At 62.1% G+C, this 15,113-nt stretch carries 10 protein-coding genes; all 10 read left to right on the top strand.

The window, feature by feature from the left end; all coding sequences use genetic code 11:
• Window positions 1-66 precede the first annotated feature (66 nt).
• The 10 genes from rpoB to rplW all read left to right on the top strand — a co-directional run bounded on the left by rpoB (window position 67) and on the right by rplW (window position 15,109).
• The gene (rpoB, locus tag NKF27_RS18700) at window positions 67-4,146 is read left to right on the top strand and encodes a DNA-directed RNA polymerase subunit beta (RefSeq protein WP_045990867.1); all 4,080 of its coding nucleotides are present in this window, start codon (window positions 67-69) and stop codon (window positions 4,144-4,146) included.
• A gap of 87 nt (window positions 4,147-4,233) precedes the next feature.
• Window positions 4,234-8,451: a DNA-directed RNA polymerase subunit beta' gene (gene rpoC / locus NKF27_RS18695; RefSeq protein WP_045990866.1), complete on the top strand. Its 4,218-nt coding sequence runs from the start codon at window positions 4,234-4,236 to the stop codon at window positions 8,449-8,451.
• A gap of 148 nt (window positions 8,452-8,599) precedes the next feature.
• Window positions 8,600-8,974 (top strand): 30S ribosomal protein S12, encoded by a 375-nt coding sequence (gene rpsL / locus NKF27_RS18690; protein ID WP_045990865.1) that lies wholly within the window; start codon window positions 8,600-8,602, stop codon window positions 8,972-8,974.
• A 112-nt stretch (window positions 8,975-9,086) separates the two neighbouring features.
• The gene (gene rpsG, locus NKF27_RS18685) at window positions 9,087-9,557 is read left to right on the top strand and encodes a 30S ribosomal protein S7 (protein WP_023007554.1); all 471 of its coding nucleotides are present in this window, start codon (window positions 9,087-9,089) and stop codon (window positions 9,555-9,557) included.
• Between the two features lie 30 nt (window positions 9,558-9,587).
• Window positions 9,588-11,708, top strand: coding sequence for an elongation factor G (gene fusA, locus NKF27_RS18680; protein WP_045990864.1), 2,121 nt, complete (start codon window positions 9,588-9,590; stop codon window positions 11,706-11,708).
• Window positions 11,709-11,736: 28 nt separating this feature from the next.
• A complete protein-coding gene (tuf, locus tag NKF27_RS18675; RefSeq protein ID WP_045990863.1) occupies window positions 11,737-12,930 on the top strand; it encodes an elongation factor Tu in 1,194 nt (397 codons plus the stop codon).
• Window positions 12,931-13,090: 160 nt separating this feature from the next.
• Window positions 13,091-13,402 (top strand): 30S ribosomal protein S10, encoded by a 312-nt coding sequence (gene rpsJ, locus NKF27_RS18670; protein WP_045990862.1) that lies wholly within the window; start codon window positions 13,091-13,093, stop codon window positions 13,400-13,402.
• Between the two features lie 152 nt (window positions 13,403-13,554).
• Window positions 13,555-14,193 (top strand): 50S ribosomal protein L3, encoded by a 639-nt coding sequence (gene rplC / locus NKF27_RS18665; RefSeq protein ID WP_045990861.1) that lies wholly within the window; start codon window positions 13,555-13,557, stop codon window positions 14,191-14,193.
• A gap of 14 nt (window positions 14,194-14,207) precedes the next feature.
• The gene (rplD, locus tag NKF27_RS18660; protein WP_045990860.1) at window positions 14,208-14,816 is read left to right on the top strand and encodes a 50S ribosomal protein L4; all 609 of its coding nucleotides are present in this window, start codon (window positions 14,208-14,210) and stop codon (window positions 14,814-14,816) included.
• On the top strand, window positions 14,813-15,109 hold the full coding sequence (gene rplW / locus NKF27_RS18655; protein ID WP_045990859.1) for a 50S ribosomal protein L23: 297 nt from the start codon (window positions 14,813-14,815) through the stop codon (window positions 15,107-15,109). The genes rplD and rplW overlap by 4 nt, the downstream gene beginning before the upstream one ends.
• Window positions 15,110-15,113: the final 4 nt, after the last annotated feature.

Here is a 15,113-nt window from a genome sequence, read left to right as displayed (position 1 = left end):
GAGACCGTCCGTCGGGTGGCGCCGACACGCATCGGTCACCCATGGTGAACAAGCTGGGGAATACAGATGGCTTACTCATACACTGAGAAAAAACGCATCCGCAAGGATTTCGGCAAACTGCCCCAAGTGATGGATGTGCCTTACCTGCTGGCCATCCAGCTTGATTCCTACTACGACTTTCTCCAGCAGGACCGCTCTCCCGAAGAGCGCATGGAAGTCGGCCTGCACGCCGCCTTCAGGTCCGTGTTCCCGATCGAGAGCTTCTCCGGCAACGCTGCGCTCGAGTACGTCAGCTATCGTTTCGGCACTCCGGCCTTCGACGTCAAGGAATGCCAGCTGCGCGGCGTCACCTACTCCGCTCCTCTGCGTGTCAAGGTTCGCCTGATCATCTACGACAAGGAGTCGTCGAACAAGGCCATCAAGGACATCAAGGAGCAGGAAGTCTACATGGGGGAGATCCCCCTGATGACCGAGAACGGTACCTTCGTGGTGAACGGTACCGAGCGCGTCATCGTGTCTCAGCTTCACCGTAGTCCCGGCGTGTTCTTCGATCACGACAAGGGCAAGAGCCACAGCTCCGGTAAGCTTCTGTACTCCGCTCGCGTGATTCCTTACCGCGGCTCCTGGCTGGACTTCGAGTTCGACCCGAAGGACAACGTCTTCGTGCGTATCGACCGTCGTCGCAAACTGCCGGCGTCCGTGCTGCTGCGCGCGCTGGGCATGAGCGCCGAGGAGATCCTCGACGAGTTCTTCGACACCAGCACCTTCCATATCGAGAAGTCCGGCTTCTCGGTGGAGCTGGTGCCGTCTCGCCTGCGTGGCGAGACCGCGACCTTTGACATCAAGGGCGCCGACGGTGAGGTCATCGTCGAAGAGGGTCGTCGTGTCACCCAGAAGCATATCCGCCAGTTGGAGAAGGCGGGTCTCGAGCGTCTGGAAGTGCCGATGGACTACCTGTTCGGCAAGACCCTGGCCAAGGATCAGATCAACCCCGCCACCGGCGAGCTGATCTGCCCCTGCAACTCCGAGATCACCCCGGAGCTGCTCGAGGCCCTCGGTCAGGCCGGCATCACCACCATCGAGACGCTCTACACCAACGATCTGGACTGCGGTCCCTTCGTCTCCGACACCCTCAAGCTGGACACCACCGGTTCCCAGCTCGAGGCGCTGGTCGAGATCTACCGCATGATGCGCCCCGGCGAGCCGCCCACCAAGGAAGCCGCCGAGACGCTGTTCAACAACCTGTTCTTCAGCGAAGACCGCTATGACCTGTCCGGCGTCGGCCGGATGAAGTTCAACCGTCGTCTGCGTCGTGATTCCGACACCGGTTCCGGTGTGCTGGATCGTACCGACATCCTCGACGTGCTGCGCGAGCTGATCAACATTCGTAACGGCTTTGGCGATGTCGACGACATCGACCACCTGGGCAACCGCCGCATCCGCTGCGTCGGCGAAATGGCAGAAAACCAGTTCCGTGTCGGCCTGGTGCGTGTCGAGCGCGCGGTCAAGGAGCGTCTGTCCATGGCCGAGAGCGAAGGCCTGATGCCTCAGGACCTGATCAATGCCAAGCCGGTGGCCGCTGCGGTGAAGGAGTTCTTCGGCTCCTCTCAGCTGTCCCAGTTCATGGACCAGAACAACCCGCTGTCCGAGGTGACCCACAAGCGTCGTGTGTCCGCTCTCGGCCCGGGTGGCCTGACCCGTGAGCGCGCCGGTTTCGAGGTGCGTGACGTTCACGCTACCCACTACGGCCGTCTTTGCCCGATCGAGACGCCGGAAGGTCCGAACATCGGCCTGATCAACTCGCTGGCGACCTACAGCCACACCAACAGCTACGGCTTCCTCGAGACGCCGTACCGTAAGGTCGTGGATGGTGTGGTCACCGACGAGGTGGTGCACCTGTCGGCCATCGAGGAAGGTGACTTCGTCATCGCCCAGGCCTCGGCCACCGTCAACGCCGACAAGAAGCTGGTCGACGATCTGGTCCAGGTGCGTCACCGCGGCGAGACCACCTTCATGCGTCCCGAACAGGTGACGCTGATGGACGTGTCTCCGCGTCAGGTGGTGTCCGTCGCCGCCGCACTGATTCCGTTCCTCGAGCACGATGACGCCAACCGCGCCCTGATGGGTGCCAACATGCAGCGTCAGGCGGTGCCGACCCTGCGTGCCGACAAGCCGCTGGTCGGTACCGGCATGGAGCGCTTCGTCGCCCGTGACTCCGGTGTCTGTGCCGTGGCCCGTCGTGGCGGCGTGATCGACTCGGTCGACGCCAAGCGCATCGTGGTGCGGGTCAACGAAGACGAGATCATCGGCGGTGAGGCCGGTGTCGACATCTACAACCTGACCAAGTACCTGCGTTCGAACCAGAACACCTGCCAGAACCAGCGTCCGATCGTTCGCCCCGGCGACAACGTCGCGCGTGGTGACATCCTGGCCGACGGTCCGTCCGTCGACATGGGTGACCTGGCGCTTGGCCAGAACATGCGCATCGCCTTCATGCCGTGGAACGGCTACAACTTCGAGGACTCCATCCTGCTGTCCGAGCGGGTGGTCCAGGAAGACCGTTTCACTACCATCCACATCCAGGAACTGACCTGTGTGTCCCGTGACACCAAGCTGGGGCCGGAGGAGATCACCTCCGATATCCCCAACGTCGGTGAATCGGCACTGGGCAAGCTGGATGAGGCCGGTGTGGTGTACATCGGTGCCGAGGTCGGCGCCGGCGACATCCTGGTCGGCAAGGTCACGCCCAAGGGCGAGACCCAGCTGACCCCGGAAGAGAAGCTGCTGCGTGCGATCTTCGGTGAGAAGGCGTCCGACGTGAAGGACACCTCTCTGCGTGCCCCCACCGGCATGAAGGGCACCGTCATCGACGTTCAGGTGTTCACCCGCGACGGCGTCGAGAAGGACTCGCGCGCTCTGTCCATCGAGCAGATGCAGCTCGACGAGGTGCGCAAGGACCTGCAGGAGACCTACCGCATCGCCGAGGACGCCACCTTCGAGCGTCTCAAGCGCACCCTGTCCGGTCAGCCGGTCAACGGTGGTCCGCGCCTGTCCAAGGATGATGTGCTGTCCGAGGACTATCTCGAGGAGCTGCCGCGTCAGCAGTGGTTCAAGCTGCGCATGCAGGACGAGAAGCTCAATGAACTGCTGGCTCAGGCCGACGAGCAGCTCGAGAACCGTCGCAAGGAGATGGACGAGCGTTTCGAAGACAAGAAGCGCAAGCTCACCCAGGGCGACGATCTGGCACCGGGCGTGCTCAAGATCGTCAAGGTCTACCTGGCGATCAAGCGTCGCCTGCAGCCGGGTGACAAGATGGCCGGCCGTCACGGTAACAAGGGTGTCATCTCGGCTATCATGCCGATCGAGGACATGCCGTTCGACGACAACGGTGAGCCCATCGACGTGGTGCTGAACCCGCTGGGTGTACCGTCGCGGATGAACGTCGGTCAGATCCTCGAGACGCACCTGGGCATGGCGGCCCGCGGTCTCGGCGTGAAGATCGAGCACATGCTGCGTGACGCCCGCGAGCAGCAGCTGGCTCAGCTGCGCGAGTTCCTCGGAGAGGTCTACAACTCCACCCAGGGTACCCGCGTCGAGGAGATCGAGTCGCTGTCCGATGACGAGATCATCGCGCTGGCCAAGAACCTGAAGAAGGGCGTGCCGATGGCGACGCCGGTGTTCGACGGTGCCAAGGAGCACGAGATCAAGCACCTGCTGAAGCTGGCCGATCTGCCGGATTCCGGCCAGATGACCCTGTACGACGGGCGTACCGGCGAGTCGTTCGATCGTCCGGTGACGGTGGGCTACATGTACATGCTGAAGCTCAACCACCTGGTCGACGACAAGATGCACGCGCGTTCCACCGGCTCCTACTCGCTGGTCACCCAGCAGCCGCTGGGCGGCAAGGCGCAGTTCGGTGGTCAGCGCTTTGGTGAGATGGAGGTCTGGGCCCTGGAGGCCTACGGCGCCGCTTACACTCTGCAGGAAATGCTCACGGTCAAGTCCGATGACGTGGAAGGTCGTACCAAGATGTACAAGAGCATCGTGGATGGCGATCACACCATGCAGGCGGGCATGCCGGAATCCTTCAACGTATTGGTGAAGGAAATCCGCTCGCTGGGCATCGATATCGAACTGGAGAGCTGAGGCGGCCCGAAAGGCGCTTCAATGAATGACGGTCCGCGGGGAGCAATAGCTCCCCGCCCATGACAACTCCGCAACGGAGCCGACCTAATGAAAGATTTGGTGAAAGTCCTCAAATCGCAGTCACAGTCCGACGAGTTCGACGCGATCAAGATCACGCTCGCGTCGCCGGACATGATCCGCTCCTGGTCCTTTGGCGAGGTCAAGAAGCCGGAGACCATCAACTACCGGACTTTCAAGCCCGAGCGTGATGGCCTGTTCTGCGCCAAGATCTTCGGTCCGGTGAAGGACTACGAGTGCCTGTGCGGCAAGTACAAGCGCATGAAGCACCGCGGCATCATCTGCGAAAAGTGCGGCGTCGAAGTCACCAAGGCCGCCGTGCGCCGCGAGCGCATGGGGCACATCGAGCTGGCAAGTCCGGTCGCCCACATCTGGTTTCTGAAGTCGCTGCCGTCTCGCATCGGCATGCTGATGGACATGACCCTGCGCGACATCGAGCGCGTGCTCTATTTCGAGAGCTTCATGGTCGTCGATCCCGGCATGACCACCCTCGAGCGTGGCCAGCTGCTCAACGACGAGCAGTACTTCGAGGCCCTCGAGGAGTTCGGCGATGACTTCGACGCCCGTATGGGTGCCGAGGCCGTCCAGGCGATGCTCAAGGATATCGATCTCGAGGAAGAGATCGAGCGTCTGCGCGAAGAGATCCCGCAGACCAACTCCGAGACCAAGATCAAGAAGCTGTCCAAGCGTCTGAAGCTGCTCGAAGCCTTCCAGGGCTCCGGCAACGATCCGGCGTGGATGGTGATGGAAGTGCTGCCCGTGCTGCCGCCGGACCTGCGTCCGCTGGTACCGCTGGATGGCGGCCGCTTCGCGACCTCGGATCTCAACGATCTGTACCGTCGCGTGATCAACCGCAACAACCGCTTGAAGCGTCTGCTCGACCTCAACGCGCCGGACATCATCGTGCGCAACGAAAAGCGCATGCTGCAGGAATCCGTCGATGCGCTGCTCGACAACGGTCGTCGCGGTCGCGCCATCACCGGCTCCAACAAGCGTCCGTTGAAGTCGCTGGCCGACATGATCAAGGGCAAGCAGGGGCGTTTCCGTCAGAACCTGCTGGGCAAGCGCGTCGACTACTCCGGCCGCTCGGTCATCACCGTGGGCCCGACCCTGCGTCTGCACCAGTGCGGTCTGCCCAAGAAGATGGCGCTTGAGCTGTTCAAGCCGTTCATCTACTCCAAGCTGCAGGCCAGCGGCCAGGCGTCCACCATCAAGGCCGCCAAGAAGATGGTCGAGCGCGAGCTGCCGGAGGTGTGGGACATCCTCGCCGACGTCATCCGCGAGCACCCGGTGCTTTTGAACCGCGCCCCGACCCTGCACCGTCTCGGTATCCAGGCGTTCGAGCCGCTGTTGATCGAAGGCAAGGCGATCCAGCTGCACCCGCTGGTGTGTGCCGCCTACAACGCCGACTTCGACGGTGACCAGATGGCCGTGCACGTGCCGCTGACGCTGGAAGCCCAGCTCGAAGCGCGCGCGCTGATGATGGCCACCAACAACGTGCTGTCACCGGCCAACGGCGAGCCGATCATCGTGCCGTCCCAGGACGTGGTGCTGGGTCTGTACTACATGACCCGCGAGCGCATCAACGCCAAGGGCGAGGGCATGGTGTTCTCCGACCTCAACGAGGTCGAGCGCGCCTTCGGCACCCAGAACGTGTCGCTGCACGCCCGCGTCAAGGTGCGCCTGGACGAGGTCGACATCGACGAAGAGACCGGCGAGCGCTCCGAGCACCGCCGTCTGCGTGACACCACCGTCGGCCGTGCGCTGCTGTTCCGCATCCTGCCGCAAGGGGTGCCCTTCGATCTGGTCGACCAGGCCATGAAGAAGAAGGCCATCTCCAAGCTGATCAACGAAGTGTATCGTCGCGCCGGTCTCAAGGCCGCGGTCATCTTCGCCGACCAGCTGATGTACACCGGCTTCCGTCTGGCCACCTGGTCCGGCGCCTCCATCGGCGTCAACGACTTCGTCATCCCGGACGCCAAGGCCGAGATCGTCGAGGCGGCCGAGGAAGAGGTCAAGGAAATCGAGGACCAGTTCTCCTCCGGTCTGGTGACCGCGGGCGAGAAGTACAACAAGGTCATCGATATCTGGGCGCGTGCCAACGACCAGGTCGCCAAGGCGATGATGGCGGGCATCTCCAAGGAGACCGTGATCGACCGCGAAGGCAAGGAAGTCGAACAGGACTCCTTCAACAGCGTGTTCATCATGGCCGACTCCGGTGCCCGTGGTAGCGCCGCCCAGATCCGCCAGCTGGCGGGTATGCGTGGTCTGATGGCCAAGCCGGATGGCTCGATCATCGAGACCCCGATCGTCGCCAACTTCCGTGAAGGTCTGAACGTACTCCAGTACTTCATCTCGACCCACGGTGCGCGTAAGGGTCTGGCGGATACCGCCCTGAAGACCGCCAACTCCGGTTACCTGACCCGTCGTCTGGTCGACGTCGCCCAGGACGTGGTCATCACCGAGGTCGACTGTGGCACCGAGCGTGGCCTGACCCTGCACCCGGTCATCGAAGGCGGCGACATCATCGTCTCGCTGGCCCAGCGTGTACTCGGCCGAGTGGTCGCTCAGGACGTCATCGACCCGAGCACCGACGAAGTGCTGATTCCGCGTGGCACCCTGCTGGACGAGGCCTGGTGCGAGCAACTCGACACCATGGGCGTCGACGAGATCATCGTGCGCAGCACCATCACCTGTGAAACCAGTCACGGTGTGTGTTCGTCCTGTTACGGGCGCGATCTGGCCCGCGGCCACCAGGTCAACATCGGTGAGTCGGCCGGCGTCATCGCCGCCCAGTCCATCGGTGAGCCGGGTACCCAGCTGACCATGCGTACCTTCCACATCGGTGGTGCCGCCTCGCGGGCCTCTGCGGTGGACAGCGTCCAGGTCAAGCATGGCGGCAAGGTGCGCCTGCACAACATCAAGTACGTGGAACGCGCCGACGGCAAGCTGGTCGTGGTGTCGCGCTCCAGCGCCCTGGCGGTGGCCGACGAGCATGGCCGCGAGCGTGAGTACTACAAGCTGCCTTACGGTGCCGAGCTTTCGGTGCGTGACGGTGACGCGGTCGATCCCGGCCAGGCCGTGGCCAAGTGGGATCCGCACACCCACCCGATCGTCGCCGAAGCGGAAGGCCAGGTGCACTACGTCGACATGGACGAAGGCCTGACCATGCACCGCAGCGTCGACGAGATGACCGGTCTGTCCTCGATCGAGATCATCGAGTCCGCGGCGCGGCCGATGGCCGGTCGCGACAAGCGCCCGATGATCATGCTCAACGACGCCGCCGGCAAGCCGGTGACCGTCTCCGGCAGCGACACTCCGGTGCAGTACCCGCTGCCCGGCAAGGCGATCGTCACCGTCGACAATGGCTCGTCCATCGGCATCGGTGAGATCGTCGCGCGTATCCCGGTGGAGGCGTCCGGCAACAAGGACATCACCGGTGGTCTGCCGCGCGTTGCCGACCTGTTCGAGGCGCGCAAGCCGAAGGAGCCGTCCATCCTGGCCGAGATCAGCGGTGTGATCAGCTTCGGCAAGGAAACCAAGGGCAAGCGTCGTCTGACCATCACCCCGTCCGAAGGCGACCCCTTCGAGATGCTGATTCCCAAGTGGCGTCAGATCGCGGTGTTCGAGGGCGAGACGGTCGAGAAGGGCGAGGTGATCTCGGATGGTCCGAGCAACCCGCACGACATCCTGCGACTGCTCGGCATCGCCGAGCTGGCCAAGTACATCGTGGCCGAGGTGCAGGACGTCTATCGTCTGCAGGGCGTTGGCATCAACGACAAGCACATCGAAGTGATCGTGCGTCAGATGCTGCGCAAGGTCGAGATCACCGACGCCGGTGACTCCGACTTCATTCCGGGTGATCAGGTCGAGCTGGTCCGTGTGCTGGAGCAGAATGCCGTGCTCCAGGCCAATGACAAGTTCCCGGCCAAGTACCAGCGCCTGCTGCTGGGTATCACCAAGGCCAGCCTGGCCACCGAGTCGTTCATCTCTGCGGCCTCCTTCCAGGAGACGACCCGCGTGCTGACCGAAGCGGCGGTCACCGGCAAGCGCGACTACCTGCGCGGCCTGAAGGAAAACGTGGTGGTGGGACGTCTGATCCCGGCCGGTACCGGTCTGACCCACCACGAGGAGCGTCGTCGCAAGCGTGAAGACACCGAGCGACTGCTCCAGCCGTCGGCCTACGACGTCGAGCAGGAGCTGGGCGCCCAGCTCACCGCGCTGGACTCGGACGACGACGAGATCTGATGTCGGCAAAAAGCCTGGAGCCTTTGCGGCTCCGGGCTTGACGCGCCTTGGCATCAGCCAGTAGAATGCGCAGCCTTTAACAGTGGGGTGGGTGTATCCGCGCCACTGTGAAAAGGCTTAGGCAACCCATTGGAGTCAGCTAACAGCTATGGCAACGATTAATCAGCTCGTGCGCAAGCCGCGCAAGCGTCAGGCCGCGAAGACCGACGTGCCTGCGCTTCAGGCCTGCCCGCAGAAGCGCGGCGTCTGCACCCGCGTCTACACCACCACCCCGAAGAAGCCGAACTCCGCACTGCGGAAGGTCTGCCGTGTGCGCCTGACCAACGGCTACGAGGTGTCCTCTTACATCGGCGGTGAAGGCCACAACCTCCAGGAGCACTCTGTGGTCCTGATTCGTGGCGGTCGAGTAAAGGACCTTCCGGGTGTGCGTTATCACACCGTTCGCGGCGCTCTCGACACCTCCGGTGTCCAGAACCGTCGTCAGGGCCGTTCCAAGTACGGCACCAAGCGTCCGAAGTCCTAAGGGCTGCGTCGCTTTCCATTACCAAGTTTGACCCGGTCTGATAAGAGTAAGGTCGAGCCGCCAAGCGCGAGTCTCGGGTTTACCTGAAGGACCCTTCAACCGAGGGCTTATCATGCCTAGAAGAAGAGTTGCGGCCAAGCGCGAGATTCTGCCGGATCCCAAGTTCGGATCCGAGCGTCTGGCCAAGTTCATGAACCACCTGATGATCAGCGGCAAGAAGTCCGTAGCTGAGCGTATCGTCTATGGTGCGCTGGACAGGGTTGCCGAGCGTTCCAATGAAGAGCCGCTGGAAATCTTCGACAAGGCGCTGGAAACCATCCAGCCCATGGTCGAGGTGAAGTCTCGCCGCGTCGGCGGTGCGACCTATCAGGTGCCGGTCGAAGTCCGTCCGTCCCGCCGCCAGGCGCTTGCCATGCGCTGGCTGGTGGACGCCGCTCGCCGTCGTGGCGAGAAGACCATGGTGCAGCGTCTGGCTGGCGAAATGCTGGATGCAGCCGAAGGCAAGGGTTCGGCAGTCAAGAAGCGTGAAGACGTGCATCGCATGGCAGAAGCCAACAAGGCCTTCTCTCACTACCGCTTCTAAAGCGCATCGCCAACCAACGGGAGTTACATCGTGGCTCGCAAGACTCCGCTTAAGCGTTACCGCAATATCGGTATCGTGGCCCACGTCGACGCCGGTAAGACGACTACTACCGAGCGTGTCCTGTTCTACACCGGTCTGTCCCACAAGGTCGGTGAGGTCCATGAGGGCGCCGCCACCATGGACTGGATGGAGCAGGAGCAGGAGCGTGGTATCACCATCACCTCCGCGGCGACCACCTGCTTCTGGCAGGGCATGAACAAGCAGTTCGATGAGCACCGCATCAACATCATCGACACCCCTGGACACGTTGACTTCACCATCGAAGTCGAACGTTCCCTGCGTGTGCTTGACGGTGCCGTCGTCGTGCTGTGTGGCTCCTCCGGTGTGCAGCCGCAGACCGAGACCGTCTGGCGCCAGGCCAACAAGTACGAAGTTCCGCGCATGGTGTTCGTCAACAAGATGGACCGCAGCGGCGCTGACTTCTTCATGGTCGTCAACCAGCTGAAGGATCGTCTCGGCGCCAACGTCGTGCCGATCCAGATCAACTGGGGCTCCGAGGACGAGTTCAAGGGCGTCATCGACCTCATCCAGATGAAGGCCATCCTGTGGGATGAAGACAACTTCGGGATGAACTACGACCTCGTTGATATCCCGGCGGAGCTCCAGGAGACCGCCGAAGAGTATCGCGAGCAGATGGTCGAGGCCGCCGCCGAGGCGTCCGAAGAGCTGATGGACAAGTACCTCGAAGAGGGCGAGCTGACCAACGACGAGATCAAGGCTGGTCTGCGTCGTCGTACCCTCGACAACGAGATCGTGCTGGTCACTTGTGGCTCTGCGTTCAAGAACAAGGGCGTTCAGGCCGTTCTCGATGGCGTCATCGAGTACATGCCGTCTCCCACCGAGGTCAAGGCGATCGAAGGTGAGCTCGACGACAAGGACGGCACCATCGCGACCCGTGAGGCCGATGACAGTGCGCCTTTCGCCGCGCTGGCGTTCAAGATCGCGACCGACCCCTTCGTTGGCACCCTGACCTTCATCCGCGTCTACTCCGGCGTGCTGAAGTCAGGCGACAGCGTCTACAACTCCGTCAAGCAGAAGAAGGAGCGCGTCGGTCGTATCGTCCAGATGCACTCCAACTCGCGCGAGGAGATCAAGGAAGTTCTGGCCGGCGACATCGCCGCCTGTATCGGCCTGAAGGACGTGACCACCGGTGATACCCTGTGCGACCTGAACGACAAGATCGTTCTCGAGCGCATGGAGTTTCCGGATCCGGTTATCTCCGTGGCCGTGGAGCCGAAGTCCAAGGCTGACCAGGAAAAGATGGGTATTGCACTGGGCAAGCTGGCCCAGGAAGATCCGTCCTTCCAGGTCAAGACCGACGAAGAGACTGGCCAGACCATCATCTCCGGCATGGGCGAGCTTCACCTCGACATCATCGTTGACCGCATGCGTCGCGAGTTCAAGGTCGAGGCGAACATCGGCAAGCCGCAGGTGGCCTACCGTGAGACGATTCGTCAGAGCGTCGAGCAGGAAGGCAAGTTCGTTCGTCAGTCCGGTGGTCGCGGTCAGTACGGTCACGTACACCTGCGCATCGAGCCGTTGACGGCCGAAGACAAGGGCGACGACGAAGAGATGCACTTCAAGTTCGCTTCCGAGATCGTCGGCGGCGTGGTTCCGAAGGAATACGTGCCGGCCGTCGAGAAAGGGGCCTATGAGCAGCTCCAGAACGGTGTCATCGCGGGCTACCCGATGATCGACGTCAAGGTAACGCTGTTCGACGGTTCCTACCACGACGTGGACTCCAACGAGACCGCGTTCAAGGTCGCCTCTTCCATGGCGATCAAGCAAGGCGCTCCCAAGGCCAAGGCAGTTCTGCTCGAGCCGGTGATGAAGGTCGAGGTCGTGACCCCTGAAGAATTCATGGGTGACGTCATGGGCGACCTGAACCGCCGCCGGGGCCTGGTCCAGGGTATGGATGACTCTTCCTCCGGCAAGGTCATTCGCGCCACCGTGCCGCTGGCTGAGATGTTCGGTTACGCAACCGACCTGCGCTCTCAGACCCAGGGCCGCGCAAGCTACACCATGGAGTTTGCGGACTACGAAGAGGCGCCGTCCAGCGTCGTTGAAGCCGTCATCAACCAGAACGGTTAACCGTTAGCTAACGAAAGAGGTCATAGCAGTGGCTAAGGAAAAATTCGAACGTTCCAAACCGCACGTCAACGTCGGCACCATCGGTCACGTCGACCACGGCAAGACTACCCTGACGGCGGCCCTGACTCGCGTTTCTGCCGAGGTGTTCGGCGGTGACTGGCGTGAGTTCGACACCATCGACAATGCTCCGGAAGAGCGTGAGCGTGGTATCACCATCGCCACCTCTCACGTCGAGTATCAGTCCGAGGAGCGTCACTACGCTCACGTCGACTGCCCGGGACACGCTGACTACGTCAAGAACATGATCACCGGTGCTGCCCAGATGGACGGCGCTATCCTGGTCTGTTCCGCCGCTGACGGCCCCATGCCGCAGACTCGCGAGCACATCCTGCTGTCTCGTCAGGTTGGCGTTCCGTTCATCGTCGTGTTCCTGAACAAGGCCGACATGGTCGACGACGAAGAGCTGCTCGAGCTGGTCGAGATGGAAGTTCGTGAACTTCTGTCCGAGTACGACTTCCCGGGCGACGACACTCCGATCATCACCGGCTCTGCCCTGATGGCTCTGGAAGGCAAGGACGACAACGGCATGGGTACTACCGCCGTTGCCAACCTGATCAAGGCTCTGGATGCTTACATCCCCGAGCCGGAGCGTGCTGTCGACCAGCCGTTCCTGATGCCGATCGAAGACGTGTTCTCCATCTCTGGTCGCGGTACCGTTGTGACCGGTCGTGTCGAGCGCGGCATCGTCAAGCCGGGCGAAGAGATCGAGATCGTTGGTATCAAGGACACCACCAAGACTACCGTTACCGGTGTCGAGATGTTCCGTAAGCTGCTCGACGAAGGTCGTGCTGGCGAGAACGTCGGTGCCCTGCTGCGTGGTACCAAGCGTGACGAAGTCGAGCGTGGTCAGGTTCTGGCCAAGCCGGGCACCATCACTCCGCACACCCAGTTCGAGGCGGAAGTGTACGTGCTGAGCAAGGACGAGGGTGGTCGTCACACTCCGTTCTTCAAGGGCTACCGTCCGCAGTTCTACTTCCGTACCACCGACATCACCGGTACCTGTGAACTGCCGGAAGGCGTCGAGATGGTCATGCCGGGCGACAACGTCCAGATGGTCGTCAACCTGATCGCTCCGATCGCCATGGACGAAGGTCTGCGCTTCGCCATCCGCGAAGGCGGCCGTACCGTCGGCGCTGGCGTCGTGGCCAAGATCCTGGTCTAAATCAGACCGGTGATCACCGAAGGGGGCTCCGCAAGGAGCCCCCTTTTCTGCGCATCGTCATTGAGGGTTTGACTCTCGATGGCGCGGCGCATATAATGCGCATCCTTTGAATGCGTGGGTTGACGGCTCGCGCCGTCAAGTTCCATTGGAGTTAGGGCAAATGCAGAACCAGAAGATTCGCATTCGGTTGAAGGCTTTCGACCATCGCCTGATCGACCAGTCCGCCGCGGAGATTGTTGAAACCGCCAAGCGTACCGGCGCCCAGGTTCGTGGTCCGATTCCTCTGCCGACCAATCGCGAGCGTTACACCGTGCTGGTTTCCCCGCACGTGAACAAGGACGCCCGTGATCAGTACGAGATTCGTACCCACAAGCGTGTGCTCGACATCGTCGAGCCGACCGAGAAGACCGTTGATGCCCTGATGAAGCTCGACCTCGCCGCTGGCGTGGACGTGCAAATCAAGCTCGACTGATATCACTAGACACTCGCGGCCCAGCGTCCCTCTCACCCAGTAGAGGTTCAGCAGCCGCCACGCCGGGATGGCGTTACACAACGTGCTAGTGGAATGCTCTGGAAAGGGCAGCCATAGCGGGTGATAGCCCCGTACACTAAAGGAGACTAAGCATGACTATCGGTTTGGTCGGTAGGAAGGCCGGCATGACCCGTGTCTTCACCGAAGACGGCGCGTCTGTGCCCGTAACCGTTATCGAGGTTGATCCCAACCGCGTGACCTGCGTGAAGTCTGTCGAATCCGACGGCTACGCCGCGGTCCAGGTGACAACCGGCTCCCGCAAAGCCAAGCATCTGTCCAAGGCCCAAGCTGGCCTGTACGCAAAGGCAGGTGTCGAGGCTGGTCGTTCCCTGATGGAGTTCCGCCTGAGCGAAGGCGACGAAGCTCCGGAAGTGGGCGGCGAACTCACCGTATCCCTCTTCGAAGCTGGTCAAAGCGTTGACGTGACCGGCACCTCCAAGGGTAAGGGCTTCCAGGGCGCAGTGAAGCGCTGGAACTTCCGTACCCAGGACAACAGCCACGGTAACTCTCTGTCCCACCGTGCTCCGGGTTCCATCGGCATGTGCCAGACCCCGGGTCGCGTGTTCAAGGGCAAGAAGATGGCCGGCCAGATGGGCAACGCACGTTGCACCGTTCAGAGCCTGGAAATCGTCCGTGTCGATGCCGAGCGCAACCTGCTGCTGATCAAAGGCGCCGTTCCTGGTGCTACCGGCAGTGATGTCATCGTGCGCAGCGCCGTCAAAGCTGGCTGAAGGGGAACTTTCCAATGAATCTGAATCTTGCAGGTGCAAGCGCCGGGACCGTTGAGCTGTCCGACGCTACCTTTGGCAAAGAATTCAACGAAGCGCTCGTGCACCAGGTCGTCACCGCCTATCTGGCTGGTGGTCGTCAGGGCACCCGCGCCCAGAAGAACCGCTCCGACGTCCGTGGCGGCGGCAAGAAGCCGTGGCGCCAGAAGGGCACCGGTCGCGCTCGCGCCGGTACCATTCGCTCGCCGATCTGGCGCAGCGGTGGTGTGACCTTCGCGGCCCGTCCGCAGGACCACTCCCAGAAGGTCAACCGCAAGATGTACCGTGCGGCCATGCGCTCGATTTTGTCCGAGCTGGTCCGTCAGGAGCGTCTTGTTGCCGTTGATGCCTTCTCTGTCGAGTCACCCAAAACCAAGCAGCTGGTCGCCAAGCTTTCCGACCTGGGCCTGGAGAAGGTGCTGATCGTCACCGAAGAAGTCGACGAGAACCTGTACCTGGCAGCCCGCAACATCCCCAACGTGGATGTGGTGGACGTCGCCGCCGCCGACCCGGTCAGCCTGGTCGCCTTCGACAAGGTCCTGGCTACCGTCTCCGCACTGCGCAAATTCGAGGAGAAGCTGGCATGAACCAGGAGCGTGTATTCAAGGTTCTGCTTGGTCCGCACGTGACCGAGAAGGCCGCCATGGCCGCCGAGCGTAACCAGTACGTGTTCAAGGTGGCGAGTGACGCAACCAAGCCCGAGATCAAGGCTGCCGTCCAGGAGCTGTTCGGCAAGAAGGTCGATCGCGTTTCTGTTCTGAACGTGAAGGGCAAGACCAAGCGCACCGCGCATGGTGTTGGTATGCGCAAGGGTTATCGCAAGGCGTACGTGACACTGGCCGCCGGCGAGACGCTTGAAGACTTCTCTGGCGCCGAGTAAAGGC

Source organism: Halomonas sp. DN3 (genome assembly GCF_024137905.1).
Taxonomy (GTDB): domain Bacteria; phylum Pseudomonadota; class Gammaproteobacteria; order Pseudomonadales; family Halomonadaceae; genus Halomonas; species Halomonas litopenaei.
The sequence above is the reverse complement of the archived record's forward strand: the minus strand, read 5'-3'. Positions and strand labels throughout refer to the sequence as shown.